The 25,324-nt window shown below is 72.1% G+C and carries 27 protein-coding genes; 18 read left to right on the top strand and 9 right to left on the bottom strand.

The features are described from left to right. Positions 1-73: 73 nt before the first annotated feature. The 7 genes from ACF3NH_RS08005 (at position 74) to ACF3NH_RS08035 (ending at position 6,462) form a co-directional block, all read left to right on the top strand. On the top strand, positions 74-1,312 hold the full coding sequence (locus ACF3NH_RS08005) for an acyl-CoA dehydrogenase family protein (protein ID WP_422922464.1): 1,239 nt from the start codon (positions 74-76) through the stop codon (positions 1,310-1,312). Next, complete coding sequence (locus tag ACF3NH_RS08010) at positions 1,309-2,109, top strand: SDR family NAD(P)-dependent oxidoreductase (RefSeq protein ID WP_422922465.1); 801 nt, start codon at positions 1,309-1,311, stop codon at positions 2,107-2,109. The genes ACF3NH_RS08005 and ACF3NH_RS08010 overlap by 4 nt, the downstream gene beginning before the upstream one ends. A gap of 3 nt (positions 2,110-2,112) precedes the next feature. After that, positions 2,113-3,174 carry a phosphotransferase family protein gene (locus ACF3NH_RS08015; RefSeq protein WP_198365135.1) on the top strand — a complete coding sequence of 354 codons (1,062 nt, stop codon included), beginning with the start codon at positions 2,113-2,115 and terminating at the stop codon, positions 3,172-3,174. A 74-nt stretch (positions 3,175-3,248) separates the two neighbouring features. Then, positions 3,249-3,788 (top strand): carboxymuconolactone decarboxylase family protein, encoded by a 540-nt coding sequence (locus tag ACF3NH_RS08020; protein ID WP_198365136.1) that lies wholly within the window; start codon positions 3,249-3,251, stop codon positions 3,786-3,788. Next, complete coding sequence (locus ACF3NH_RS08025; protein ID WP_198365137.1) at positions 3,775-4,584, top strand: SDR family NAD(P)-dependent oxidoreductase; 810 nt, start codon at positions 3,775-3,777, stop codon at positions 4,582-4,584. The genes ACF3NH_RS08020 and ACF3NH_RS08025 overlap by 14 nt, the downstream gene beginning before the upstream one ends. Before the next feature lie 14 nt (positions 4,585-4,598). Next, positions 4,599-5,399 (top strand): SDR family NAD(P)-dependent oxidoreductase, encoded by an 801-nt coding sequence (locus ACF3NH_RS08030; protein WP_198365138.1) that lies wholly within the window; start codon positions 4,599-4,601, stop codon positions 5,397-5,399. Between the two features lie 55 nt (positions 5,400-5,454). Continuing rightward, on the top strand, positions 5,455-6,462 hold the full coding sequence (locus ACF3NH_RS08035; protein WP_422922466.1) for a Bug family tripartite tricarboxylate transporter substrate binding protein: 1,008 nt from the start codon (positions 5,455-5,457) through the stop codon (positions 6,460-6,462). A gap of 50 nt (positions 6,463-6,512) precedes the next feature. Here the strand turns inward: ACF3NH_RS08035 and coaA are convergent, their stop codons facing one another. Continuing rightward, the gene (gene coaA, locus ACF3NH_RS08040; RefSeq protein ID WP_198365140.1) at positions 6,513-7,499 is read right to left on the bottom strand and encodes a type I pantothenate kinase; all 987 of its coding nucleotides are present in this window, start codon (positions 7,497-7,499) and stop codon (positions 6,513-6,515) included. Between the two features lie 143 nt (positions 7,500-7,642). Here coaA and ACF3NH_RS08045 point away from each other — a divergent pair, with 143 nt between their 5' ends. After that, positions 7,643-8,722 (top strand): MBL fold metallo-hydrolase, encoded by a 1,080-nt coding sequence (locus ACF3NH_RS08045; protein WP_422922467.1) that lies wholly within the window; start codon positions 7,643-7,645, stop codon positions 8,720-8,722. Positions 8,723-8,791: 69 nt separating this feature from the next. Here ACF3NH_RS08045 and dnaA read toward each other — a convergent pair whose 3' ends face one another. Both dnaA and rpsT read right to left on the bottom strand, forming a co-directional pair. Further along, positions 8,792-10,291 (bottom strand): chromosomal replication initiator protein DnaA, encoded by a 1,500-nt coding sequence (gene dnaA, locus ACF3NH_RS08050; RefSeq protein ID WP_422922468.1) that lies wholly within the window; start codon positions 10,289-10,291, stop codon positions 8,792-8,794. Between the two features lie 361 nt (positions 10,292-10,652). After that, entirely contained in the window at positions 10,653-10,928 is a 276-nt protein-coding gene (gene rpsT / locus ACF3NH_RS08055) for a 30S ribosomal protein S20 (RefSeq protein ID WP_198365142.1), read from the bottom strand. Positions 10,929-11,222: 294 nt separating this feature from the next. Here rpsT and ACF3NH_RS08060 point away from each other — a divergent pair, with 294 nt between their 5' ends. The 6 genes from ACF3NH_RS08060 to mgtE all read left to right on the top strand — a co-directional run bounded on the left by ACF3NH_RS08060 (position 11,223) and on the right by mgtE (position 18,279). Then, entirely contained in the window at positions 11,223-12,374 is a 1,152-nt protein-coding gene (locus tag ACF3NH_RS08060; protein WP_198365143.1) for an ABC transporter ATP-binding protein, read from the top strand. After that, the gene (locus tag ACF3NH_RS08065; RefSeq protein WP_422922469.1) at positions 12,367-13,314 is read left to right on the top strand and encodes a carbohydrate ABC transporter permease; all 948 of its coding nucleotides are present in this window, start codon (positions 12,367-12,369) and stop codon (positions 13,312-13,314) included. The genes ACF3NH_RS08060 and ACF3NH_RS08065 overlap by 8 nt, the downstream gene beginning before the upstream one ends. Positions 13,315-13,333: 19 nt before the next feature. After that, positions 13,334-14,158 (top strand): carbohydrate ABC transporter permease, encoded by an 825-nt coding sequence (locus ACF3NH_RS08070; protein WP_422922470.1) that lies wholly within the window; start codon positions 13,334-13,336, stop codon positions 14,156-14,158. Between the two features lie 32 nt (positions 14,159-14,190). Continuing rightward, the gene (locus ACF3NH_RS08075) at positions 14,191-15,474 is read left to right on the top strand and encodes an ABC transporter substrate-binding protein (protein WP_422922471.1); all 1,284 of its coding nucleotides are present in this window, start codon (positions 14,191-14,193) and stop codon (positions 15,472-15,474) included. A 3-nt stretch (positions 15,475-15,477) separates the two neighbouring features. Further along, a complete protein-coding gene (locus ACF3NH_RS08080) occupies positions 15,478-16,317 on the top strand; it encodes a metallophosphoesterase family protein (protein ID WP_422922472.1) in 840 nt (279 codons plus the stop codon). 576 nt (positions 16,318-16,893) lie between these two features. Next, entirely contained in the window at positions 16,894-18,279 is a 1,386-nt protein-coding gene (gene mgtE, locus ACF3NH_RS08085) for a magnesium transporter (RefSeq protein WP_422922473.1), read from the top strand. A gap of 79 nt (positions 18,280-18,358) precedes the next feature. Here the strand turns inward: mgtE and ACF3NH_RS08090 are convergent, their stop codons facing one another. The 4 genes from ACF3NH_RS08090 to ribA are packed head-to-tail and all read right to left on the bottom strand — an operon-like array spanning position 18,359 to position 21,801. Beyond that, a complete protein-coding gene (locus tag ACF3NH_RS08090; protein WP_422922474.1) occupies positions 18,359-19,126 on the bottom strand; it encodes an enoyl-CoA hydratase in 768 nt (255 codons plus the stop codon). A gap of 13 nt (positions 19,127-19,139) precedes the next feature. Then, positions 19,140-19,997, bottom strand: coding sequence for a bifunctional DNA-formamidopyrimidine glycosylase/DNA-(apurinic or apyrimidinic site) lyase (gene mutM, locus ACF3NH_RS08095; RefSeq protein ID WP_198365149.1), 858 nt, complete (start codon positions 19,995-19,997; stop codon positions 19,140-19,142). Between the two features lie 6 nt (positions 19,998-20,003). After that, a complete protein-coding gene (locus tag ACF3NH_RS08100; RefSeq protein WP_422922475.1) occupies positions 20,004-20,528 on the bottom strand; it encodes a L,D-transpeptidase family protein in 525 nt (174 codons plus the stop codon). Position 20,529: 1 nt separating this feature from the next. Next, positions 20,530-21,801: a GTP cyclohydrolase II RibA gene (ribA, locus tag ACF3NH_RS08105; protein WP_422922476.1), complete on the bottom strand. Its 1,272-nt coding sequence runs from the start codon at positions 21,799-21,801 to the stop codon at positions 20,530-20,532. Positions 21,802-22,066: 265 nt separating this feature from the next. On the opposite strand from ribA, the gene ACF3NH_RS08110 reads away from it, so the two are divergent. Next, complete coding sequence (locus tag ACF3NH_RS08110) at positions 22,067-22,783, top strand: response regulator transcription factor (RefSeq protein ID WP_198365151.1); 717 nt, start codon at positions 22,067-22,069, stop codon at positions 22,781-22,783. Between the two features lie 37 nt (positions 22,784-22,820). Here ACF3NH_RS08110 and ACF3NH_RS08115 read toward each other — a convergent pair whose 3' ends face one another. After that, positions 22,821-23,261, bottom strand: a complete 441-nt coding sequence (locus ACF3NH_RS08115; RefSeq protein ID WP_422922477.1) for a MarR family winged helix-turn-helix transcriptional regulator — start codon at positions 23,259-23,261, stop codon at positions 22,821-22,823. Positions 23,262-23,315: 54 nt separating this feature from the next. Between ACF3NH_RS08115 and ACF3NH_RS08120 the strand changes: the two genes are divergently transcribed. Then, positions 23,316-23,750: a cupin domain-containing protein gene (locus ACF3NH_RS08120; protein ID WP_422922478.1), complete on the top strand. Its 435-nt coding sequence runs from the start codon at positions 23,316-23,318 to the stop codon at positions 23,748-23,750. Positions 23,751-23,836: 86 nt separating this feature from the next. Further along, positions 23,837-24,202 (top strand): bleomycin resistance protein, encoded by a 366-nt coding sequence (locus ACF3NH_RS08125; RefSeq protein ID WP_422922479.1) that lies wholly within the window; start codon positions 23,837-23,839, stop codon positions 24,200-24,202. A gap of 44 nt (positions 24,203-24,246) precedes the next feature. Here the strand turns inward: ACF3NH_RS08125 and ACF3NH_RS08130 are convergent, their stop codons facing one another. Then, the gene (locus ACF3NH_RS08130) at positions 24,247-24,912 is read right to left on the bottom strand and encodes an MBL fold metallo-hydrolase (protein WP_198365155.1); all 666 of its coding nucleotides are present in this window, start codon (positions 24,910-24,912) and stop codon (positions 24,247-24,249) included. On the opposite strand from ACF3NH_RS08130, the gene ACF3NH_RS08135 reads away from it, so the two are divergent. Then, positions 24,911-25,231 carry an NfeD family protein gene (locus ACF3NH_RS08135; RefSeq protein ID WP_422922480.1) on the top strand — a complete coding sequence of 107 codons (321 nt, stop codon included), beginning with the start codon at positions 24,911-24,913 and terminating at the stop codon, positions 25,229-25,231. The two genes, ACF3NH_RS08130 and ACF3NH_RS08135, sit on opposite strands and share 2 nt — an antisense overlap. Positions 25,232-25,324: the final 93 nt, after the last annotated feature.

Here is a 25,324-nt window from a genome sequence, read left to right on the forward strand (position 1 = left end):
TGGGCATCGTCGGATGGGTCGCGCAAGCCCGCAACCGATGGCAAGATCGCTGGAACGACGAGAGGAGACGGGAGTGGACTTCAGCTACTCACCCAAGGTCATGGCGCTGCGCGAGCGGCTGCAGGCCTTCATCGACGAGCATGTCGCGCCGAACGACCATCTGCATCACGCGCAGCTCGAATCCGCCGCCGACCGCTGGCAGCCGGTGCCGATCACCGAGCAGCTCAAGCCGAAGGCGCGCGAGGCAGGGCTGTGGAACCTGTTCCTGCCGGAGTCGCGGCACGGCGCGGGGCTGACGAACCTGGAATACGCGCCGCTGGCCGAGATCATGGGCCGCTATCCCTGGGCCAGCGAGATCTTCAACTGCTCGGCGCCCGACACCGGCAACATGGAGACCATCGAGCGCTACGGCACGGAGGAGCACAAGGAGCGCTGGCTGAAGCCGCTGCTGGCGGGCGAGATCCGCTCCTGCTTCGCCATGACCGAGCCCGATGTCGCCTCATCGGACGCGACCAACATCCAGACCCGCATTACGCGCGATGGCGACGACTACGTCATCAACGGCCGCAAGTGGTGGTCCTCGGGCGCCGGCGATCCGCGCTGCGCCATCTTCATCGTCATGGGCAAGACCGATCCCGGGGCGGAGAAGCACCGGCAGCAGTCGATGATCCTGGTGCCGCGCGGCACGCCGGGGCTGACCATCAAGCGCATGCTGCCGGTCTTCGGCTTCGACGACGCGCCGCATGGCCATGCCGAGCTGCTGTTCGAGAACGTCCGCGTGCCAGCCTCCAACATCCTGCTCGGCGAGGGGCGCGGCTTCGAGATCGCGCAGGGGCGGCTCGGGCCGGGGCGCATCCATCACTGCATGCGCGCCATCGGCCTGGCCGAGCGGGCGCTGGAGATGATGTGCCGCCGCTCGCTGGAGCGCCGCCCCTTCGGCAAGCCGCTGGCCGACCAGGGCGTGATCATCGACCGCATCGCGCAGTCGCGCATCCTGATCGACCAGTGCCGTCTGCTGACGCTGCACGCCGCCTGGCGGATGGACACGGTGGGCAACAAGGTGGCGCGCAGCGAGATCGCCGAGATCAAGGTGGCGGCGCCGGACATGGCCTGCCAGGTGATCGACTGGGCGATCCAGGCGCATGGCGGCGGCGGTGTCACCGAGGACTTCCCGCTGGCCTACATGTACAAGATCGCGCGCACGCTGCGCATCGTGGACGGGCCGGACGAGGTGCACAAGTTCCAGCTCGGCCGCATGGAGCTGAACAAGTACCGCCCGCCGCGCAACGCCCCGCCGGGAGGCGCCGCGTGAGCGCCCCCATGGAGACCTCCCTCTTCGACCTGACCGGGCAGGTCGTGGTCGTCACCGGCGCCTCGCGCGGCATCGGCCGCGCCATCGCCGAGCGCATGGCGCAGCAGGGGGCGAAGGTCGTCGTCTCCTCGCGCAAGATCGACGCCTGCCAGGAGGTGGTGGACGGCATCGTCGCGCGCGGCGGCGAGGCCTTCGCGCAGGCCTGCAACATCGGCCGCAAGCCGGAGCTGCAGGCGCTGGTGGACGCCACGCTGGCGCGCTGGGGCCGCATCGACACGCTGGTCTGCAACGCGGCGGTGAACCCCTATTTCGGCCCGGCGATCGAGATGCCGGACGAGGCCTTCGACAAGATCATGGCCTCCAACGTCCGCTCCAACCTCTGGCTGGCCCATATGGTGATGCCGGGCATGGCCGAGCGTGGCGGCGGATCGGTGGTCATCATCTCCTCGATCGGCGGGCTGCGCGGCTCGCCGGTGCTCGGCGCCTATGCCATCTCCAAGGCCGCCGACATGCAGCTCGCGCGGAACATCGCGGTGGAATGGGGCCCGCGCAACGTGCGCGCCAACTGCATCGCCCCTGGCCTGGTGCGCACCGACTTCGCCCGCGCGCTCTGGGAGAATCCCGAGATCTACCGCAAGCGCACGCGCGACACGCCCCTGCAGCGCATCGGCGAGCCGGACGAGATCGCCGGCGCGGCGGTGTTCCTGGCCTCGCGCGGCGGCAGCTTCATGACCGGGCAGACCATCGTCATCGACGGCGGCATCTGCGCCGGTCCGCCGATGGTCGGGGAGGAGTGAGCCATGGGCGCGGGCGAGCCGGCGCTGGTGCCGGTGCTGGAGAACCACCGCTTCGACGAGGCCGCGCTCGCCGCGGCGCTCCGCGGCCGGCTGCCCGGCTTCGACGGACCGGTGACCATCCGCCAGTTCCAGGGCGGCCAGTCGAACCCGACCTTCCATGTGGCGACGGCGGCGGGGAGCTATGTCCTTCGCAAGAAGCCGCCGGGCCGGCTGCTGCCCAGCGCGCATGCGGTGGAGCGGGAGTACCGCGCCATGGAGGCCTTGCAGGACAGCGGCGTGCCGGTGCCGCGCATGCGCCTGCTCTGCGAGGATGACACGGTCGTCGGCACGCCCTTCTTCCTGATGGACCATGTGCCGGGCCGCGTCTTCCCCGACCGGGTGATGACCTCCGGCACGCCGGCGGAGCGCCGCGCCGTCTATGACGACCTGGCGCGCGTGCTGGCGCGGCTGCACGCGGTGGACTGGCGCGCCGCCGGCCTCGCCGATTTCGGCCGGCCGGACCACTACATGCAGCGGCAGGTCGCGCGCTGGACGAAGCAGTGGGCGGCGGTGAAGGTCGAGGAGATGCCGGAGATGGAGCGGCTGGCCGAATGGCTGCCGCGCCACCTGCCGGAGGATGAGGAGACCACCATCGCGCATGGCGACTTCCGCCTCGGCAATGTCATCCTCCATCCCGAGGAGCCGCGCGTCGTCGCAGTGCTGGACTGGGAACTCGCCACGCTGGGCCATCCCATGGCCGATCTGGCCTATGCCTGCCTGACCTACCACATGCCGCCAGGGCCCAGCGGTGTCACCGGCCTGCTGGGCGTCGATTTCGGCGCGACCGGCATCCCGGACCAGGAGAGCTTCGTCGCCACCTATTGCGCGGCGGCGGGACGCGCGGCGCCGCGCGGCTTCGATGTCTTCCTGGTCTTCTCCATGTTCCGCCTGGCCTCCATCGTCGCCGGCGTCTGGAAGCGCGCGCTGGATGGCAACGCCTCCGATCCGCGCGCCATCGGCTACCGCGAGCGCTACCGCGTCATGGCCGAGCGCGCCTGGGCGATCGCGCAGCGCATGGAGGCTTGATCGCGGACCCGGCGCCGTGTTCTCTGTCGGACAAGAGGCACCGCTCCGACGGCGCCGCAGATGAGGAAACCGACTTGGCCCGCATCCCCTATGCCGACCCGAACGAGCCTGAGGCGCGCCCGCTGGTCGAGCGCATCGTCCGCGAGCGCGGCAGCCTGCTGCATCTCTACGCCATGCTGCTGCACAGCCCGCCGGTCGCGGAGGGCTGGCTCGGCTACCTGACCGCCATCCGCCATCACTGCGGCCTCGCCGGCAGCCTGCGCGAGATGGTCATCATGCGCATCGCCCATCTCAACGGCGCGCCCTACGAGGCCGAGCAGCACGCGCCCATCGCGCTGAAGGAAGGGCTCACCCAGGCGCAGGTCGATGGCCTGGCCGACTGGCGCGCGCAGGACCTCTACGATGCCCGCCAGCAGGCCGTGCTCGCCTATTGCGACAGCATGACGCGCGAGATCCATGTGCCGAAGCCGGTCTTCGAGGCGGTGCGGGCCGAGCTCGACGCGCGCGAGCTGGTCGAGCTGACGGCGACCATCGGTGCCTACAACATGGTCTCGCGCTTCCTGGAAGCGATGCAGATCCACTCCGGCGATCCGCTCCCCGATGCCGCGGCTTGACGGCAGGGTCGCCATCGTCACCGGCTGCGGCTCGCAGGGGCCGGGCTGGGGCAATGGCCGCGCCATCTCGGTGCTCTTCGCGCGCGAGGGCGCCACGGTCTATGGAATCGACCGCGATCCGGCGGCGGCGGCGGACACGCGCCGGCGGATCGAGGCCGAGGGCGGCACCTGCCTCACCGCCGAGGCCGATGTCACCCGGCGCGATCAGGTCGAGGCGATGGTCGCCGACTGCCTGGCGCGCTTCGGGCGCGTCGACGTGCTGGTCAACAATGTCGGCCTGTCGCTGCCCGGCGATCCGGTGGCGATGAGCGAGGAGGTCTGGGACAGCCAGATCGACATCAACCTGAAAAGCGCCTTCCTCTGCACGAAGGCCGTGCTGCCCTGCATGGTGGCGCAGGGGAAGGGTGCCATCGTCTCCGTCGCCTCCACCGCCGCCATCCGCTACACCGGCAAGCCGCAGGCCGCCTATGCCGCCGCCAAGGCCGGCCTCGTGCAGTTCAGCCGCGTCGTCGCCGTGGATTACGCGCGGCGGGGCGTCCGGCTCAACTGCGTGCTGCCCGGGCTGATCGAGACGCCCTTGGTCGAGAAGCTGGCCGAGCAGTTCGCCAGCGACGAGACCGGGCTGGACCGCGACGCCTTCTACAACCGCCGCCACGCCCAGGTGCCGATGGGCCATATGGGCGAGGCCTTCGACGTCGCCGAGGCGGCGCTGTTCCTGGCCTCGGACGCCGCGAAGTACGTCACCGGCACGGAGCTTCTGGTCGATGGCGGGCTCTGCGCCGCCGTGCGTAGCTGAAGGAGGGACGCCGCATGCTGCGTCTGGATGGCAAGGTCGCGCTCGTCACGGGCGCCGGCTCGGCGGGCCCCGGCTGGGGCAACGGCAAGGCGACGGCGGTGCTGATGGCGCGCCAGGGCGCGCGCGTCCTCGCCCTCGACAACCGCGCCGAGGCGGTGGAGGAAACCCTCGGCCTGATCCGCGGCGAGGGCCATGAGGCCGAGGGGCATATCGCCGATGTCACTCTCGCCGCCGAGGTCGAGGCCGCCGTGGCCGCCTGCGTCGCGCGCTTCGGGCGGCTCGACATCCTGGTCAACAATGTCGGCGGCTCCTTCCCCGGCGGCGCCGAGAGCATGGCCGAGGCGGACTGGGACCGGCAGCTCGACTTCAATCTGCGCAGCGCCTTCCTCGGCTGCAAGTACGCCCTGCCGGTGATGAAGGCGCAGGGCCGCGGCGCCATCGTCAACCTTTCCTCCATCGCCGCGCTGCGGATGAGCGCGGACCGCCCGCATGTCGCCTACAGCGCGTCGAAGTACGGCATCCTGGCGCTGACCAAGTCGGTCGCGATGGAGCATGCGAGGCTCGGCATCCGCTGCAACACCGTCATCCCCGGGCTGATGCACACGCCGCTGGTCGAGCACCGTCTGGTGCGCCAGCTTGGCGCCAATGACGCGGCCGCGCTGATCGCGAAGCGCGACGCGCAGGTGCCGATGGGAAAGATGGGCGACGCCTGGGACATCGCCCACGCCGTGCTGTTCCTGGCCTCCGACGAGGCGCGGCACATCACCGGCACTGAATTGCTCGTTGACGGAGGAATCTCCGCGGCGATGCCGTAGGCACAACAAAGGGCCGGCGCACGGCACAGGTGCGCGGCCACAGGGAGAGGTGTTCATGGAACAGGATACGAAGCTCGGCCGCCGCGCTCTGATGGGCGGCGCGCTGGCCATGACGGCGGGCCTCGGCGCGACGGCCCTGGCGCGTCCGGCGCTGGCGCAGGGGAAGTTCCCGTCGCGGCCGATCACCATCGTCGTGCCGATTCCGGCCGGCGGCGGCACCGACTACGCGGCGCGGCTGATCGCCGAGCCGATGGGCGTGCTGCTCGGCCAGCCCGTGGTGGTGGAGAACCGGCCGGGCGGCAATGACGTGGTCGGCGTCACCTCCGTGCTGCGCGCGCCGCAGGACGGCTACACGCTGCTGATGGGCTATTGCGGCACCATGGCGGGGCGGGCGGCCATCGGCGGGCTCGGCGCCATCGACACGGTCGCCGATTTCGTCCCCATCGGCCAGGTGTCCGACACGCCGCAGCTCTTTGTCGTGCATCCCTCGGTGCCGGCGAAGACGCTGCAGGAGTTCGTTGCCTATGCGAAGGCGAATCCGGGCCAGGTCAACTATGCCTCGGCCGGCAACGGCTCGATGCACCACCTGGGCACCGAGCTGCTGAAGTCGCGCGCCGGCATCGACATGCTGCACGTGCCCTACCGCGGCACGGGCGAGACCATCAGCGACCTCCTGGCCGGCCGCATCCAGTTCTACATGAACTCGCCGCCGCCGCTGGTCAGCCTGGTGCGGGACGGGCGCGTGCGCGCGCTCTGCGTCAGCTCGAACGAGCGGCATCCGGGCCTGCCGGACATTCCCTCCCTGGCCGAGAACGGCATGCGGGACCTGCCGCTCAATGTCTGGTTCGCGCTCTACGCGCCCAGGAACGTGCCGGCCCCGATCCGGGCGGCGCTGACCGAGGCGATGCGGACGGCCCTGGCGCAGGAGGATCTGAAGCGCCGCGCCTTCGAGGCGGGGTCGCTGGTCCGCTTCGAGGGGCCGGAGGTGGTGGCGGAGCGCCTGCGCCGCGAGATCGGCGGCTGGCGGCAGATCGCCGAGGCGGCGAATATCCGCGCCGATTGAGAGGCGGGCCGGGGCGGGCGCGGGGAGGGCGGGCCCCGCTTCCGCGCCCATCACATCCGCCGCATCCAGATCTCGCCCACGCTGTGGTCGGCCATCTTGCGCAGCACCAAGCGCGCGCGCTCGCGCGTCGGCTGGATGTTCTCGTGCAGGTTGACGAGGTTGATCTCGCGCCAGATCCGCTGCGCCACCGACACGGCCTCGTCGCGCGGCAGGTCCTTGTAGCGGTGGAAGTAGGAGGCCGGCTTCTGGAAGGCGGTGCGCTGCAGCAGCAGGAAGCGCTCGAGGTACCAGGCGGCGATATCGGCCTCGTCGGCGTCGACATAGACGGAGAAGTCGAAGAAGTCGGAGGCCAGCAGCGGCGCGCCCGCCGCCGCCTGCAGCACGTTCAGCCCCTCGAAGATCAGGATGTCGGGCCGGCGCACGATCTGCGTCTGATCGGGCAGGATGTCGTAGGTCATGTGGGAATAGACCGGCGCCGCCACCGCCGGCTCGCCCGCCTTCACCGCCGAGAGGAAGCCGATCATGCGGCGCAGGTCGTAGCTCTCGGGGAAGCCCTTGCGCTGCATCAGCCCGCGCTGCTCCAGCACCCGCGTCGGGTAGAGGAAGCCGTCGGTCGTCACCAGCTCGACCTTGGGATGGTCCGGCCAGCGCGCCAGGATCGCCTGCAGCACGCGGGCGAAGGTGCTCTTGCCCACGGCCACGCTGCCGGCGACGCCGATGATATAGGGCGGCGGCACCACGGGGCGGCCGAGGAAGGTGTCCTGCACCACGCCGAGCCCGCGCGCCGCCGCCACCTGCAGGTTCAGCAGGCGCGAGAGCGGCAGGAAGATATCCGCCACCTCTGTCAGCGAGAGCCGGTCGTTCAGGCCGCGCAGCCCGCGGATATCGGCGTCCGAGAGGGAGAGCGGCGTGTTGGAGCGCAGCCTGGCCCATTCGTCGCGGCGGAAGTGCCGGTAGGCGGAGGGGCCGGCGATCGGCCGCTGGTTCGCCATGTCGGGGGTCCTCGGCCCGTCGGCCGGGAGCGTGGCGTGATTCATGGTCGCGTTTCCCTGCGCCGCCACCCCCGGGGGGAAGAGGCGGGGGCGATCCTGGCACCGCCATGCTGCGTTGCGAAGCCTGTGCTGGCGGATTTCGCTATCCGGGTCGAGGATGGCCGCCGGAAAAAGAGGAAAGCCGTCCGATGATCGTCACGCCAGACCACGGAATGCCGCCCCTGGAACCGGCCCTGGAGCCAACTCCCGTCCCACCGGGCCCCGGCGAGCTGCGGCGGATCCTGCCCGGCCTGGCCTGGGCCCGCATGCCGCTGCCCTTCCCGCCGCGGCACGTTAATCTCTGGCTGATCGACGATGGCGAGGGCGTGCTGGCGGTGGATGCGGGGGCGCGCACGGAGGACTCCGTGCCGCTCTGGACCCGGATCCTGGACGAGGGGCTGGCGGGCCGGCCACTGACGCGGCTGCTGGTGACGCACTTCCATCCCGATCATGTGGGCTTCGCCGGCTGGCTCTGCGAGCGGCATGACGTGCCGCTGCTGATGCCGCGCACCGAGTACCTGATGGCGCGCTTCCTCAGCCTCGACACGGACGAGGGCATGACGGCGCGGCAGCTCGCCTTCGCCGCCGCCGCCGGCTGCCCGCCCGCGCATCTCGACTTCCTCGCCGGACGCGGGCCGCTCTATGCCCGCGCCGTCACCGCCCTGCCGCGCTGCTACCGGCGCATCGCCCAGGGCGACGTGCTGACGATCGGCGGCCGGGCCTGGCATGTCCACACCGGCGGCGGCCATGCGCCGGAGATGGCGGCGCTGCACTGCCCCGAGCTCGGCGTGCTGATCTCGGCCGACCAGATCCTGCCGCGCATCACCCCCTATGTCGGCGTCGGCGCGGCCGAGCCGCTGGCCGACCCGCTGGAGGATTTCCTGGCCTCCAACGAGCGCCTGCGCGCCCTGCCGGCGGAGACGCTGGTGCTGCCCTCGCACGGCGAGCCCTTCACCGGCCTCCATGCCCGCATCGACGCCCTGGCGGCGCACCACGCCGAGCGGCTGGAGACCCTGGCGGCCGGCCTCGCGGCGCCACTGACCACCTTCGAGGCCGCGCGCATCCTCTTCCCGCGCGTGACGGAGGATCGGCAGATCGGCTTCGCCGTGGGCGAGACCCTGGCGCACCTCAACCGCCTGGTGGAAAGCGGCCGGGCGGAGCGGATCGGGGACGAGGTGCCGCGCTACCGGCGCCGGGCCCGGGCGGAGGGGGAGGCGGCGGAGCCTTAGCCGGCCGCCGGGCCGGAGGGGCCCGATGGGGTCTCGGGAACCGCCCTCCGGCGCGCGGAGGGCGGGCCCTCAGGTCTCCAGCATGCGCCGCAGCAGCTCGACATCCTCGGCGAAGGTGCTGTCGGCCTGCATGAGCTCGGCCACGCGGGAGACGGCGTGCATCACCGTCGTGTGATCGCGGTTGCCGAAGCGGCGGCCGATCTCGGGCAGCGAGCGGGAGGTGAGCTGCTTCGCCAGGTACATCGCCACCTGGCGCGGCCGCGCCACGTTGCGCGCGCGGCGGGCGGAGGACATGTCGGTCAGGCGGATGTTGTAGTGTTCGGCGACCTTGCGCTGGATCTCCTCGATCGTCACCCGCCGGTCATGCGCGCGCAGGATGTCGTGCAGCACCTCCTGCGCCGATTCCAGCGTGACGGGGCGGCCGAACAGGTTGGCATGCGCGATCAGCCGGTTCAGCGCGCCTTCCAGCTCGCGGACGTTGGAGGTGATCTTGTGCGCCAGGAACTCCAGCACCCGGGCCGGCACGTCCACCTCCGCGCCGGCCGCCTTGGCCTGCAGGATGGAGATGCGCAGCTCATAGGTGGTGGCGTGGATATCGGCCACCATGCCGCAGCCCAGGCGCGTTCGCAGCCGGTCCTCCAGCCCCGACAGGTCGGAGGGCGACTTGTCGGCCGAGACCACGATCTGCTTGCCGGCATCCACCAGCGCGTTGAAGGTGTGGAAGAACTCCTCCTGCGTGTTGTCCTTGCCGATCAGGAATTGCAGGTCGTCGATCATCAGCACGTCGACCGAGCGCAGGCTTTCCTTGAACTCCATCGTGCTCTGCGAGCGAAGTGCGGCAATGAAGCGGTACATGAACTTCTCGGCCGACATGTAGGCGACGTTGCGCTGCCCGCCGAAGCTGATCGCCCAGGCGATGGCATGCATCAGATGCGTCTTGCCGAGGCCGACGCCGCCATACAGGAACAGCGGGTTGAAGCCCGGGCTTGCCGGCTTCTCCGCCACCCGGCGGGCGCAGGCATGGGCGAACTCGTTCGGCTTGCCGACGACGAAGCTGTCGAAGGTGAAGCGCGGGTCGAGCGGCGCGGCCCAGTCATTGCCGCGCGACTCGGCCCGCTGGGAGGCGGGGGCGGAGGCCTGAGCCTCGGCGCGCGGCAGGGAGGAGAGGGGCTCGGCCAGGGCGAGCGCGCCCTGATGCGCCCGCGCCACCGGCGCGGCGCCGGCGAGTCCCGTGGCGGCCGTGGCTTCCTCGGAAGCCGGGGGGCGGGAATCGGGCGCCACGCGGATATCGACGCGGCGCACGCCCAGGCTCTCGGCGCTCCAGAGGGCGCGCAGGCGGTCTCCGTAATGGTTGCGCACCCAGTCGCGCAGGAAGCGCGTGGGCAGCTGGATCACGGCCTCCTCGCCCTCGATCGCCGAGAGCGTCATCTGCCGCAGCCAGCTCCGGTACTCCACCTCGCCCACTTCCTCGCGCAGGCGGCCGCGGATGCGGGCCCAGGCTTCCGCCGCGGGCGCTTCCCTGACCTGATCCGGCGCGGCGGAGGAAGGAGTGCCGAGCTCATTCTCCATACGAAGCACCTGCCACCTTTCGGCCCGAGGCCAAGCTGATCGAGGCCCCTCGCGGGGCGGAGCGGAAGGCCGGGCAGCGCTTCCGCGAGGCTCCCGCCACGGGAGCAGGGAACCATGACACAGACAAGTCAATTACGTGCGCCGGAATAAGGACGCACATCACCGATCCGTCCTGATGCATCGGGATTCAAGTATTGAACCCCATCGCCAAGGACGAACGGCTACGCCAGAATGTATTCAGAAATAACGGTCCGGCGGATTGTTCTCGGAAGGCTATCCCCCGTCGCGCGGGCCGCGCAACGGGTTCTTAGCGAGAACACGGACCACGGCGGTCAAGCCGCCGTCATGCCATGAGCCCGGCTCAGGCCTGGGCGGTGGCCAGGGCCTTGATCCGCGCCGAGAGGCGGGACAGCTTGCGGGCGATGGTGTTGGCGTGCATCACGCCCTTGGTGCCGGCGCGCTGCAGCTCGGGCTGCGCGTCCTTGAAGGCCGCCTGCGCGGCGGACTTGTCGCCGCCGGCGATGGCCTTCTCGACCTTGGTCAGGAAGGTGCCGACGCGGGAGCGACGGGCGCGGTTGCGCTCGTTGCGAGTGGCCGTCTGCCGGATGCGCTTGCGCGCGGAAGCCGTATTCGCCATGGCGATTCTTGAACCAGTCGTCTGTGTCTCAGGAACGCGCGGCCCCTGGGCGGAGCCCGGGACCGGCGCGGGAAGGCGCGGTTTCTAGCCCTCGCGGCGGCCGGGAGTCAATGATCCCCAGGATATCCCCAGGGCATCCCCGGGCAGCCTTCCGGGCATACCCCCGGCCCCTCCCGGGTCCGTGAGGCTGCCCGGCCCGAGTCGCTGCGTTGCAACGCAAGCTTCACGGAAGCGGAACGCCCCTGTCATCCCGCTTGGATAGAGCGCCCCCCGACGCGAGCAAAGGGGCGTGAGGTGTCTGGCATCCGGATCGAAGGCGTGGCGCGCCGCTATGGCGGCACGGCGGTGTTGAAAGGGGTCTCGCTCGAGGTGGCGGCGGGCGAGTTCGTCGCCCTGCTCGGCCCCTCCGGCTGCGGCAAATCCACCCTGATGCGGCTGATCGCCGGCATCGACCGCCCCGATGCCGGCCGCATCCTGATCCAGGGCCGCGACGTCACCGCGCTGCGCCCGGCCGACCGCGACGTCGCCATGGTCTTCCAGTCCTATGCCCTCTACCCGCACCTGACGGTGGAGGAGAACATCGCCGTGCCGCTGGCCATGCGGCGGCTGAGCGCCCCGCAGCGCCTGCCGCTGCTCGGCCGCTGGTGGCCGGGCAGCCGCGCCGCCCGGCGCGCCATCCACGAGGAGGTCGGCAGCGCCGCGCTGGCGCTCGGCCTCGGCAGCCTGCTGGACCGCCGCCCCGGTCAGCTTTCCGGCGGCCAGCGGCAGCGCGTGGCGCTGGCCCGCGCCATCGTCCGCCACCCCGCCGCCTTCCTGATGGACGAGCCGCTGTCCAACCTGGACGCCGCGCTGCGCGTGCACACCCGGCGCGAGATCGTCGAGATCCACCGCCGCGTCGGCGCCGCCACCCTCTATGTGACGCACGACCAGACCGAGGCCCTGACCATGGCCGACCGGGTCGCCGTCATGCAGGGGGGCGAGATCCTGCAGGTCGCCGGCCCGCGCGCCATCTACGCCGACCCCGAGGACCTGCGCGTCGCCTGCTTCATCGGCTCGCCGCGCATCAACACGCTGGAGGGCGTGGCGGACAGCCACGGCCTGGTCCGGCTCGGCGGCTATCCGAGCGGGCTGCGCCTCTGCGGCGCCGCGGCGGGGCCGGCGCCGGTGACGCTCGCCGTGCGGCCCGAGGACCTCTACCTCTCCGAGACCGGGGGCCTGCCGGCCGAGGCGGCGGGGCTGGAGTTCCTGGGCGAGAGCCTGCTGCTGCACGCCCGCCTGGCCGGCGGCACGCCGCTGGTCTGCCGCCTGCCGCCCAGCTACGTGCCCGACCTGCCGCCCGGCAGCCCGGTGCGGCTGGGCTTCGACCCGGCCCGGGCCCTGCTGTTCGACGCCCGCGGCAAGCGGCTGCGCGACATCGCCGTGGTGCCGGAGCCGGCCCTTGTCTGACGCCGTTCTCCCCCCGCGCCTTTCCCCGGGCCTTTCCCCCGGCCTGGCCCCGCCCCGCCCGCGCTGGCGGGCCGGCGAGACGCTGACCGCCTGGATGCTCAGCCTGCCGGCGGTGCTGGCCTACTGGGTCCTGCTGCTGCTGCCGACGCTGGCCGCCGTGGCGCTCGCCTTCACCGACTACGAGCTGGGGATGGACGGCTTCGCCTGGATCGGCCTCGGCAACTTCGCCGAGCTGATGACCGACCGCGGCTTCCTCCAGGCCTTCCGCAACACCCTCTTCTATGTCGCGGTGGTGACGCCGGGCTCGATCCTCGGCGCCCTCGGCCTCGCCTTGCTGATCGAGGGCGGCACGCGCGGCCGCACCTTCTTCCGCGCCGTCTTCTTCCTGCCCGTGGTCTCGCTCACCGTCGCCATGGCCTCGGCCTGGCAATACCTGCTGCACCCGACCATCGGCCCGCTCAACGCGGTGCTGCGGCAGGTGGGGGTGGAGGGGCCGGCCTGGCTCTCCTCCTCGGGCACGGTGATGTGGGCGCTCGCCGGCATCGGCATCTGGGAGAATCTCGGCTTCAACCTGGTGCTCTTCCTGGCCGGGCTGACCGCCATCCCGCGCGACCTCTACGCCGCCGCCGAGGTGGATGGCGCCTGCTCGGCCTGGTCGCGCTTCCGCCTCGTCACCTGGCCGATGCTGGGGCCGACCACGCTCTTCGTGCTGACCATCACCATGATCCGCGCCGTGCGCGTCTTCGACACGGTGAAGGTGCTGACCCAGGGCGGCCCCGACCGCGCCTCCGAGGTGCTGCTGCACACCATGTACCAGGAGGGCTTCACCTATTTCCGCCTCGGCTACTCGGCCGCCATCACCCTGGTCTTCCTGGCCATCGTGTTGGCGCTGATGTGGCTTCAGACGCGGGTCCTCGACAAGCGGGTGCATTATGGCTGAGCGCGAAGCCCCCCACGACATGTCCCTTTGGCGCGACCTGCCGCGCCTCGCCGTGCTGACGCTGCTCGGCCTGCTGCTGCTGATGCCCTATATCTGGATGGTCTCGGCCAGCCTGAAGCCGGCGGACGAGATCTTCCGCGCCAGCCTCGCCCTGCTGCCCGAGCGGCTGGCGGCGGCGCAGAACTACGGCCGCGTCTTCTCCCTGCTGCCCGTCGCGCAGTACCTCTGGAACGGCGTCATCGTCTGCGGCGGCATCCTGGTCTTCCAGCTGCTCTTCGCCATCCCCGCCGGCTACGCGCTGGCCAAGCTGAACTTCCGCGGCCGTGAGCTGGTCTTCGGCGCCGTCATGCTCGGCCTGCTGGTGCCGCCGCACGTGCCCGCCCTGCCGCTCTATCTGGGCTTCAGCAGCCTCGGCCTGCTCGACACCTACACGGCGCTGATCGCGCCCTCGACCATCTCGGTCTTCGCCATCTTCCTGTTCCGCCAGTTCTTCAAGTCGCTGCCGGACGACCTGATCCACGCCGCGCGGCTCGACGGCATGGGCGAGATGGCGATCGTCTGGCACGTCGTGCTGCCCAATGCCTGGCCCGCCGCCACCGCCTTCGCGATCTTCTCCGTCGTCGCGCACTGGAACGACCTGTTCTGGCCGCTGATCGTCGTCAGCACGGCCGAGCACGCGACGCCCGCCCTCGGCGTGCTGTTCTTCCGCACCACCGAGGGCGACGACGATTTCGGCGCGCTGATGGCCGCCGCCGTGATCATGACCGCACCCCTCGTCGCCGCCTTCCTGCTGGCGCAACGCCGCTTCGTCGAGGGCATCGCCACCACCGGCCTCAAGGGCTGACCCCCTTCTTCCGCGCAACCGGAGCCACCGTCATGCCGATCCTCTCCCGCCGCGCCGCCCTGGCGCTTCCCGCCGCCCTGGCGCCGCTCGCCGCCCCCCGCCTGTCGCGCGCCCAGGGCCAGGCCGAGATCACGGTGCATTACGCGCAGCCCTTCATCTACAAGGAGAGCTACGACGCCATCCTGGCCGAGTTCGCGAAGCGCGAGCCGGGCATCAAGGTGAACTTCATCACCACGCCGAACTACGAGGAGGGCGCGCAGCTGCTGCTGCGCCAGGCCGCGACCAGCCAGCTCCCCGACCTCTCCTACCAGGGCTTCAACCGGCTGCGCATCTTCGCCGAGCGGGGCATCGCCCAGGATCTGGCGCCGCTGCTCGCCCGCGACGGCGACCCGGCCGGGGCCGGCTACACGCCGAACCTGCTGGCGCTGGCGCATTTCGGCGGCATGCAGGCCGGCCTCGCCTACGCCGCCTCCAACCCCATCACCTATTACAACGCCGAGCTGGTGAAGCGCGCCGGGGGCGACCCGGACAACTTCCCGCAGGACTGGAACGGCGTGCTGGAGCTGGCCGGCCGGATCGACCGGCTGGGCGGCGGCACCGAGGGCATGTGGTTCACCTGGAGCGGCGACGACTGGATGTATTCGGCGCTGCTCTTCGGCCATGGCGGCCGCATGCTGACCGAGGACGAGCGCGATGTCGGCTTCGCGGGGCCCGAGGGGCTCGGCGCGCTGCGCCTGCTCGACCGCATGGTGAAGGAGGGCGGCATGGCGAACATGACCGCCCCCGCCGCGCGCCAGGCCTTCGCCGCCGGCAAGGTCGGCATGCTGTTCCAGACCACCGCCCTGGTGCGCGGCACGCTGGCCAGCATCGGCGAGAACTTCACGCTGCGCACCACCGGGATGCCGGTGATCGACCCGCAGAAGGGCCGCCTGCCGACCGGCGGCGCCGCCGGCATGCTGACCGCCAAGGACCCGGCGAAGCGCGAGGCGGCCTGGAAGTTCCTGCGCTTCTCGACCGGTCCGGAGGGCCAGGCGCTGATGGTGCGCAACACCGGCTACCTGCCCTGCAACCAGATCGCCATCGACGACCCGCAGCACCTCGGCGCCTTCTACCGCGAGAACCCGCTCTTCACCCCGGCGGTGCGCCAGCTCCCCATCTCGATCCCCTGGTACGCCTTCCCCGGCAGCAACAGCGTGCGCGTGACGCAGACCATGGTGGACAACCTGGCCCGCATCGTCGAGCAGCGCGCGACGCCCGAGCAGGTGCAGCAGGACATGGCCGCCGAGGTGCGCCGCCTGCTGCCGCGGAGGTCCTGAGCCATGGCCTTCCGCATCGCCCAGATCAGCGACACCCATCTCTCCGCCGCGCATCCGGAGTTCAGCGTCAATTTCGAGGTGCTGGCGGCGCATCTGCGCGCCACCCGGCCTGACCTCGTCATCCACACCGGCGATGTCTCGGCGCATGGCGAGACGGGGCCCGAGGATCTGCGCTACGCGCGCGGGCGGATGGACGGGCTCGGCCTCGACTGGCTGGCCGTGCCGGGCAACCATGATGTCGGCAACGACCCGGCGCTCGGCGGCGCCACGGCGGCCGACGCCACCCGGCTGGCCCATTGGCGCGAGGCCTTCGGCCCCGACCGCTTCCTGCGCGACGTGCCGGGCTGGCGGCTGATCGGCCTCGACACGCTGATCATGGCCACCGACCTGCCCGAGGCGGCGGCGCAGTTCGATGTCCTGGAGGCGGCGCTGGCGACCGCCGGGGGGCGGTCCATCGCGCTCTTCCAGCACAAGCCGCTCTGCGAGGAGCGGATGGACGAGACGGCGCTGACCTACTGGCCGGTGCTGCCGGCGCCGCGCCGCCGCATGCTCGAATTGCTGGCGCGGCACCCGGTGGCCTTCGTCGCCTCCGGCCATGTGCACCAGGCGCGCGACCGCGGCGTGTCGGAGGGCATCCGGCAGATCTGGGCGCCGGCCGTGGCCTTCCTGGTGGGCGACACCTGGCAGCGCCGCATCGGCGACAAGACGCCGGGCTATGTCGAGCACGCGCTGCACGCGGATGGCCGCTTCGAGAGCCGCGTGATCCACCCGGAAGGGCTGGTGCCGCACGATATCGGCCTGCTGCCGGAGATCTACGGGCCGCAGCAGCCGGTGGCGGCCTGAGGCGAAGGGCGGGGAGGGGCCGGCGGCCCCCCCCCGGCGGCCCCTCCGGCGGTCCCTTCGGGGGGTGCCCGGCCCGGTTCCCGCGGCGGACGCCACGGCCTCGCCCTGAATGGCCGGCTGATCCGCGTCCTGGGGGTGATGGACACGGGTCGATCTCGGTGCCCGCCACCGGAGCGGGATCGCCGGCGAGCCGGTCACACCGCCCGGCCAACCCGGAGGACGCCTTCGGCGCGGAGCCCGGGCTTGGCCAGAGGGGCATGGCGTGGTCCCTGTCTGGCGGCGCTCCGCGATAGCAGATTCCCGGCCCCCCGGCGCGCGGGATCGGCACGGTCCGCCCGCGCCCTCCCATCCCCGAAAGCCGCTTGACGCCACCGCTGCGCGGGTCCATTGGCCCGCCAGCGCCGCGGCGCGGGGGAAGCTCCGGCACGGCGCGCATCAGGAACAAACCGGACCATGCCGAGCGACAGTCCCAGCGACAGTCCCAGTCGATTGTCCGCGCCCCGGACGGCCGCCGCGTCCTGAGCCCCCTCCGGCTCGCCGCGGTGCCGCCCGTCTCGCGGACCGTAAAGGTGAGCCATGCTGCAAACCCTCTCCCACCCCTATGGGGCGCAGGCGGCGGCGGCCCTCGACCGCGTCACGCGCGGCCATGTCGCCGATGCCGTCGAGGAACTGAACGCGCTGCCGGCCGAGACGGCGGCCGAGCTGCTGCGCCTCGCCCCGCCCGAGCGCCGCGTCGAGGCCTTCGACCGGCCCGAGCTGCACCGCGCCGGCCGGCTGCTGCTCGCCCTGCCGGAGCCGCTGCGCGCGCCCCTGCTCACCGACATGTCGGCCGATCGCGCCGCCGACCTGCTGCGCGAGGTGCGGCCGGGCGAGCGCGCGCGGCTGCTGGCGCCGCTGGAGCCCGAGCCGGCCGGCACGCTGCGCCGCCTGCTGGCCTATCCCGAGGGCAGCGCCGGCAGCCTGATGACGACCGAGTTCGTCAGCCTGCCGGCCACCGCCACGGTGGAGGAGGCGCTGCGCCACATCCGCGAGGTGGAGCGCACGCGCGAGACCATCTACGCCCTCTACCTGCTCGATCCGCGCAGCGGCGCGCTGCTGCGCACGGTGCCGCTGCGGCGCCTGATCACCGGCCGGCCGGAGCAGCGCGCCATCGAGCTGGTGCCGGACCGCGCGCCGGTCACGGTGGCGGCCGGCACGCCGCGCGACGACATCGCGCGGCTCTTCGCGCGGCACGATCTGCTGGCGGTGCCGGTGGTGGACGCGGCGCGGCAGGTGCTCGGCATCGTCACGGTCGATGACGTGATCGACGCCATCATGGAGGATGACAGCGCGGCGGCGCAGCGCTTCGGCGGCATGGAGGCGCTGGACCGCGAGAGCCTGGGCAAGCCCTATCTGCGCATCGGCTTCCTGGAGATGATCCGCAAGCGCGCCGGCTGGCTCTGCGTGTTCTTCCTGGGCGAGATGCTGACGGCGAGCGCCATGCAGCATTTCGAGCACGAGCTGGAGAAGGCCATCGTGCTGACGCTCTTCATCCCGCTGATCATGAGCTCGGGCGGCAATTCCGGCAGCCAGGCGACCTCGCTGCTGATCCGGGCGCTGGCGCTGGGGCAGGTCCGGCTCGGCGACTGGTGGCGGGTGGCGCTGCGCGAGGTGCCGACGGGGCTGACGCTGGGCGGCATCCTCGGCCTGCTGGGGATGGCGCGGATCGTCGCCTGGCAGCAGCTCGGCTTCTACGATTACGGTCCGCACTGGGCGCTGGTGGCGCTGACGGTGGGGCTCGGCCTGCTCGGCATCGTGCTCTTCGGCTCGATGGCGGGATCGCTGCTGCCCTTCGGCCTGAAGCGGCTGGGCTTCGATCCGGCCAGCGCCTCGGCGCCCTTCGTCGCCACGCTGGTCGATGTGACGGGACTCGTCATCTACTTCAGCGTCGCCGCGCTGGTGCTGAGCGGGACGCTGCTGTGAGGCGCGCCCGCCGCGCCGCATGACACCGGGCCGGGCGGAAGGGGGAGGAATTGACTTCCCCCCCCGCCCTTGATCCGGCCTAGCGGAACGCCGGCTTCCGCTTCTCCACGAAGGCCGCCATGCCCTCCTTCTGCCCCTCGGTGCCGAACAGGCCGAGGAACAGGCGGCGCTCCAGCCGCACCCCTTCGCGCAGCGGCAGCTCGAAGGCGGCGTTCACCGCCTCCTTGGCCATGGCGACGGCGGGGGCGGAGAGGGTGCCGATCTTCTCCGCGATCTTCTCCGCCTCGGCCAGCAGCTCCGCCGCCGGCACCACCCGCGCCACCAGCCCGGCCCGCTCGGCCTCCTCCGCGGTCATCATGCGGCCCGTCAGCACCATCTCCATGGCCTTGGACTTGCCGATGGCCCGCGTCAGCCGCTGGCTGCCGCCGGCGCCGGGGATGATGCCGAGGTTGATCTCGGGCTGGCCGAAGCGGGCGGTGTCGGCGGCGAGGATCAGGTCGCACATCATCGCCAGTTCGCAGCCGCCGCCGAGCGCGAAGCCGGAGACGGCGGCGATGACGGGCTTCCTCACCGTCAGCACCGCCTCCCAGCTCTCGCCGATGAAGTCATGCAGGTAGGTGTCGGGGAAGCGGCGCTCCTGCATCTCCTTGATGTCGGCCCCGGCGGCGAAGGCCTTCTCGTTGCCGGTGAGGATGATGGCGGCGATGGCCGGATCGGCGTCGAGATCGCGCAGCGCCGCGGCCAGCTCGCGCATGAGCTGGTCGCACAGGGCGTTCAGCGCGGCGGGGCGGTTCAGGCGGATCAGGCCGGCGCGGCCTCTCGTCTCGGTCTGGATCATCTCGGCCATGGCGGGTTTCCTCTCAGCGTTGGGTGCGGGCGCAGAAGAAGCTGCTGCGCCCCGATTGCACGATGCGCGAGACGCCCGCGCAAGCCGGCGGGCCGGGGCAGAGCGGGCAGGGGGCGCCCTCGCGGTCATAGACCTGGAAGCGGTCCTGGAAACGGCCCAGCTCGCCATCCGCCTGCACATAGTCGCGCAGGCTGGAGCCGCCGGCCTCGATCGCCTCGGTCAGCACGGCCCTGATCGCCGGCACCAGCCGCGCGGCGCGGGCGCCGGGGATGGTCTGCGCCAGCCGGCGCGGCGAGAGGCCGGCGCGGAACAGCGCCTCGGCGACATAGATGTTGCCGAGCCCGGCCACCACCCGCTGGTCGAGCAGCGCCGCCTTGATGGGCGTCCGCCTGCCGGCGAGGGCCGCGCCCAGCACGCCGGGGGTGAAGTCGGGCGCCAGCGGCTCCGGCCCCATCCCGGCCAGCAGCCTGTGGCCCTCCTCCGCCGCCGTCGGCACCAGGTCGACGCTGCCGAAGCGGCGCGGATCGACGAAGCCGATCTCCTGCCCGTCCCCCGGCCCATCCCCCTCCGTGCGGAGCAGCAGGTGCTCATGCGCGGCGGGCGGGGTGTTGGCGCCCACCGGCCGGGCCACCATCCGCCCCGACATGCCGAGATGGATCAGCGCCGAATCGCCGCCCGAGAGCCGCATCAGGATGTACTTGCCGCGCCGTCGGAAGCTCTCCACGCGCGCGCCGGTCAGCCGCGCGGCGAGGCCCGGCGGGAAGGGCCAGCGCATGCCGGCGCGGTGCGTCGCGGCGAAGACGATGCGCCGGCCGAGCAGCAGGCCGGAGAGGCCGCGCATCACGGTCTCGACCTCGGGCAGCTCAGGCATGCCGGCTCAGCCCGTTCCCTCGAAACCTGGCACCTCGATGCCCGCCACCCCCATGGCCAGGAGGGCGCGCAGGTCCGGCTCGGCCAGGGCGATGCAGCCCTCCGTCGGCGGGTAGCCCGGCCGCGCCAGGTGCAGGAAGATGGCGCTGCCCCGGCCGCGCTCCACCGGCGCGTCGTTCCAGCCCAGGATGCCGATGATGTCGTAGACCGGATCCTGCCGCCAGAGCACCTCGTGCCGCGCCTCGTGCGGCAGGCGGATGCGGGTGTTGTAGGCGGGGTGCGCCACATCGTCGCACCAGCCATCCGCGGGCGCGATCGGCTCCACCGGCACGGCGCAGTCCGGCGCCCGCAGCCGGTCGGCGCGATAGAGCACCCGGCGCAGCGGCAGGAAGCCGGCGGGGGTGGCGCCATCCCCCTCGCGCTTCTCGCGCGCCGGGTGGATGCCGCCCTTGCCGAGGGCGCAGCGCCAGACGGCGCCGCGGCAGGCGAGGCGGCCCTCGGGATGAACCCGCGCGGTCAGGGCGGCCGACATGTCACTTCAGCCCCAGCAGATGGCCGAACCGCTCGGCCTTGGTCTCGAGATAGCGGTCGTTCACGCCATTGGCGGCGAATTCATGCGCCACCCGGCCCTCGACCGCGATGCCGCAGGCGGCCAGCCCCGCCACCTTGTCCGGGTTGTTGGTCAGCAGCCGGATGCGCTCCAGCCCGAGCGCGCGCAGCATGGTGGCGGCCACCAGGAACCCCCGCTCGTCGGCGCCGTAGCCCAGCGCCCGGTTGGCATCCAGCGTGTCCAGCCCCTGGTCCTGCAGGGTATAGGCGCGCAGCTTGTTGACCAGCCCGATGCCGCGCCCCTCCTGCGCCAGGTAGAGCAGCACCCCCGCCCCCTCCTGCGCCATGCGGGCGATGGCGCCGCGCAGCTGCGGCCCGCAATCGCAGCGCAGGCTGCCCAGCAGATCCCCGGTGAAGCATTCGGAATGCGCCCGCACCAGGGGCGCCGGCCCGCCGGCGGGCAAGGCCTCCGGCGCGCCGATCAGGATGGCCAGATGCTCGATCCCGCCATCGGCGGCGCGGAAGGCCACGATCCGCGCGTCCCGCGCCTCCTCCAGCGGCACCCGCGCCTCCGCCACCCGCGTCAGGCTCGCCGCCACCCGGCCCGGATAGGCGAGCACATCCCCGGCCGGCACGCTGAGCAGGCCGAGCCGCTCCGCCGCCGCCAACCCCGTGCCGCCCGCCAGGCCGAGAGGAGCCGCCACCAGGGCCGGCAGCAGGCGGCCCAGCTTGGCCAGCGCCAGGCCGGCGGCCGCCAGCCCCGGGGGCGACACCTGCTCCGGCCGCTCCGGCAGCAACTGCTCGGCCACCGGGTCGGCCAGCCGCCGCAACGAGGCCGGGTCCAGCAACCCGTCCGGCAGGCGCAGGGCGGCCACCCCCTCCTCCATGCGCCGCTCGGGGGAAGGACCCGCCGACAGGTCCGCCGGGGGCTCCTCCGCCAGCACCGGCCGCTGCAGCACCACCGCCGCCCGTGCGGGAGAGAGCAGCAGCACCGGCGGCGGCAGCCCGGCGGCGGCGATCTCGGCCAGGCCCCGCGCGCCCACCGTCTCGGCTGCGGCCACCAGCAGCGGCCGCTCGCCGCCCCCTGGTCCCGCGCCCCCCGGCCCGGAGGGGACCAGCAGCACCGGCGTGCCGCGGCGCAGCTCGCTCACGGCGCGATGCACCGCCCGCAGCGCCAGGGCCGCGGCGTCCGGCACGAGGGGCCCGATTTCGGCATCGTGCCCGCCCCGCATCGCCATGCCTTGCCTGCCTGTCATGCCCGTGCCTGTCCTCGTTTCCTCGTCCGTCCCGAAGCCGGCAACCGCCGCCTTGGCGGGAATGTTGGGGGCGGTGCGGCGTTGACCAGCCTCTAGATTGGGACGCCGGGGCGGGGAATCCCAATTTTCTTGTCGCATGCCAGGGCTTGCCCCCGGGCGCGGCTGAGGCCACGATGGCCGCTTGGTGGCTTCCGGGAGCGAATCGCTTGCCCCGGAAGCATCCGCGGGCCCCCGGGCCCGCCTACTGGCGAATTCGGGAGAGCGCATGACCGGCCCGAGGCCGATCCTCATCGTGGACGACGATGACGCCCTGCGGGCGACGTTGTCCGAACAACTGGCACTGGACGGCGAATTCGCGCCCGTCGAGGCGGCGACAGCCTCGGAGGCCTCCGGGCACCTGATGTCGCCCGACTCGCGTTGCGATGCCGTGCTGCTGGACATCGGCCTGCCGGACGGCGACGGGCGCGAACTCTGCGCCCGGTTGCGGCAGGACGGGATCAAGATCCCCATCATCATGCTGACCGGCGCCGACGCCGAGCAGGATATCGTGCGCGGGCTCGATGCCGGCGCCAACGACTACATCGCGAAGCCCTTCCGCATCGCGGAACTGCTGGCACGGCTCCGCGCCCAGCTCCGGGTCTTCGACAATTCCGAGGACGCGGTCTTCGTCATCGGGCCCTACACCTTCCGCCCCTCCGCCAAGCTCCTGCTGGAGCCGCTGAAGGGCCGCAAGATCCGGCTGACCGAGAAGGAGGCCGCGATCCTGAAGTTCCTCTACCGCGCCGGCGGCCGGCCGGTGGGGCGGCAGGTGCTGCTGAACGAGGTCTGGGGCTACAACGCCGCCGTCACCACGCACACGCTGGAGACGCACATCTACCGCCTGCGGCAGAAGATCGAGCCCGACCCGGCCAATGCCGCCCTGCTGCTGACCGAGGGCGGCGGCTACCGCCTCGATCCCCAGGCCGGCCGCATCGCCGCCTGAGGCGGAACGAAAGCCGGGCCGGAAGGCCCGGCTTTCCTCATGCGCCCTCCTCCGGCGCCAGGGCCAGCTCCCGCAGCACCTCCAGGAACACGCCGAACCGCTCGGCCCCGATCCGCGCCGCCCACTCCGCCTGGAACCCCCGCATGCTGGCCCAGATCGCCTCCGCGATATGCCGGCCCTTCGGCGTCAGGTGGATCAACCCCCGCGCCCCCCGCCGCTCCAGATAGCCCTGGCGCACCAGCTGCGCGATGGCATGGTGCGCCGCCTGCCGGGACATGTTGAGCCGCCGCGCCAGCTCCGAAGGCCGCGCCCCGTCCGGCAGCGGATAGGAGAAGACGGCCAGATGCGTCTCGTGCACGTCCGTGCCGCCGGCGGCGCGGATGGTCGCCTCCACCCGCCGCCGCGCCTTCTGGAAGCACAACCGGGCCAGCGCGCCCACGAAGGGCGGCCCCTCCGCCCCCTTCTCGCTTGACGTCATTGTAAAGTCTCTTTACGAATTTCCGTAAAGAGACTTTACGAAGGGAGGCCGGGAATGGAAACCTCGATGGAGCCGGTGACCGTGCGGATCGGCGCGCTGGACCTGCGCTTCCTGGTCGATGAGCACCACGGCGCGGGCGAGATGATCCTCTTCGAATTCACCGTGCCGCCCGAGGCCCGCGTCCCCGCGCCGCATCACCACGCGGCGGTGGACGAGGCGGTCTATGGCCTCGCCGGCATCCTGACCGTGACGGTGGACGGCATCCCCCGCGAGATCCGCGTCGGCGATGTCGCCTTCATCCCGCGCGGCGCTGTCCACCACCACGAGAACCGCCACGAGGAGATCGCCCGCGCTCTGGTGCTCCTGACGCCGGGCTCCATCGGCCGCGCCTATTTCGAGGAGATGGCGGCGGCCGTGGCCGGGCCGGACAGGCCCGATCCCGCGCGGGTGAGGGAGATCATGCTGCGGCATGGGCTGGTGCCGGCCTGAGGACATCGCCCCGTCCTGCCGCTTCCCGCCTTGACGCCCCTGGGCCGCCCGGCCGACCCTGCGCCGGCCGGAGCGGAGACCCTGCCTTGACCGAGATGGCCACGCCCAACCTCCCCTCGCGCGATTTCACGGCGACCGCGCGATTCTTCGCGCGCCTCGGCTTCCGGGAAACCTGGCGCGACGCGGGCTGGATGATCCTGCGGCGCGGCGGCCTTGTTCTCGAATTCTTCCTCCAGCCCGAGCTCGACCCGGCCCGCAGCGGCTTCGGCTGCTGCCTCCGGCTGCAGGACGCCGAGGCCTTCTTTCAGGCCGCGTGCGCCGCCGGCGTGCCGGAGGCCGACACCGGCTGGCCGCGCGCGCACCGCCCCCGGCGGGAGGCCTGGGGCGGCACGGTGGGCGCCCTGGTCGATCCGGATGGAACCCTGTTCCGCCTGGTGCAGGAGCCCGGCTGAGCCCCCGATCCGCGCCTCAGCCCCGGCGCCTCAGCCCCGGCGGCTCAGCCCCGGCCGCCCAGGAAGGGGTTGGAGCGGCGCTCCTCGCCGAAGCTGGAGCCCGGCCCGTGGCCGCAGAGGAAGCGGATCTCGTCCCCGAGCGGCAGCAGCTTCCGCTCGATCGCGGCGATCAGCGCCGCGCCGTCGCCATAGGGGAAGTCCGTCCGCCCGACCGAACCGCGGAAGATCACATCCCCCACCACCGCCACCCCGAGCGCGGTGGAGACGAAGACGACATGGCCCGGCGTGTGGCCGGGGCAGTGCAGCACCGCGAAATCCTGCCCGGCGATGGACACCGTCTCGCCCTCGGCCAGCCAGCGGTCCGGCGTGACGCTCTCCAGATCCGTGATGCCGAAGCGCGCGCCCTGCTCGGCCAGCCCCTCCAGCAGGAAGCCGTCGCGCCGGTCCGGCCCCTCGATCGGCACCGGCCCGCCCTGCCGCGCCTCCAGCGCGCGCTTTAACGCGGCGGCGCCCCCGGCATGATCCAGATGGCCATGGGTGAGCAGGATGCGCTCCACCGTGAAGCCCGCCCGGTCCAGCCCCGCCAGGATGCGCGGCACATCCCCGCCCGGATCGACCACCACCCCGCGCCCGCTCTCCGCATCCCAGATCAGGGTGCAGTTCTGCTGGAAGGGCGTGACCGGGATCTGGGCGGCCTGGAACTGGGACATGACGCCCGCGTGCCACAGGGGGCGGGGGTGGGTCAACGGGGAGGGGGGTGTCCTCGGCCTGTGCGTCTTCCGTCCGGTTTGCCGGGGCGGCGCGCTGAACACCCCGGGCTCCGGCCTCATCGGCCGAACCGGCATCCTGCTGGAGAACGGCCGCGTCCGCGTGGGCGATTCCGACTGGCCCTCACGCGGGGCAGGGGAGGCTGCGGCCGGAACGGCCGTGGAGGTGGTGGCGGTGGAAGGCATGACGCTGCTGGTGCGGCCCGCCGCCTCGGGTGAAGGCTCTGCCTTCCCCCGGAACCCCCATCCGCCAGGAGGCTGAGCCTCCTGGACCTGCATCGATCCATGTGCAGCGATGTGATGGGTTAGCAGAGAACAGATATGTACTTGACCCTATTTACTAGAGAACCTGTTG

The sequence above is a fragment of the Pseudoroseomonas sp. WGS1072 genome (assembly GCF_049340465.1).
Classification (GTDB): domain Bacteria; phylum Pseudomonadota; class Alphaproteobacteria; order Acetobacterales; family Acetobacteraceae; genus Pseudoroseomonas.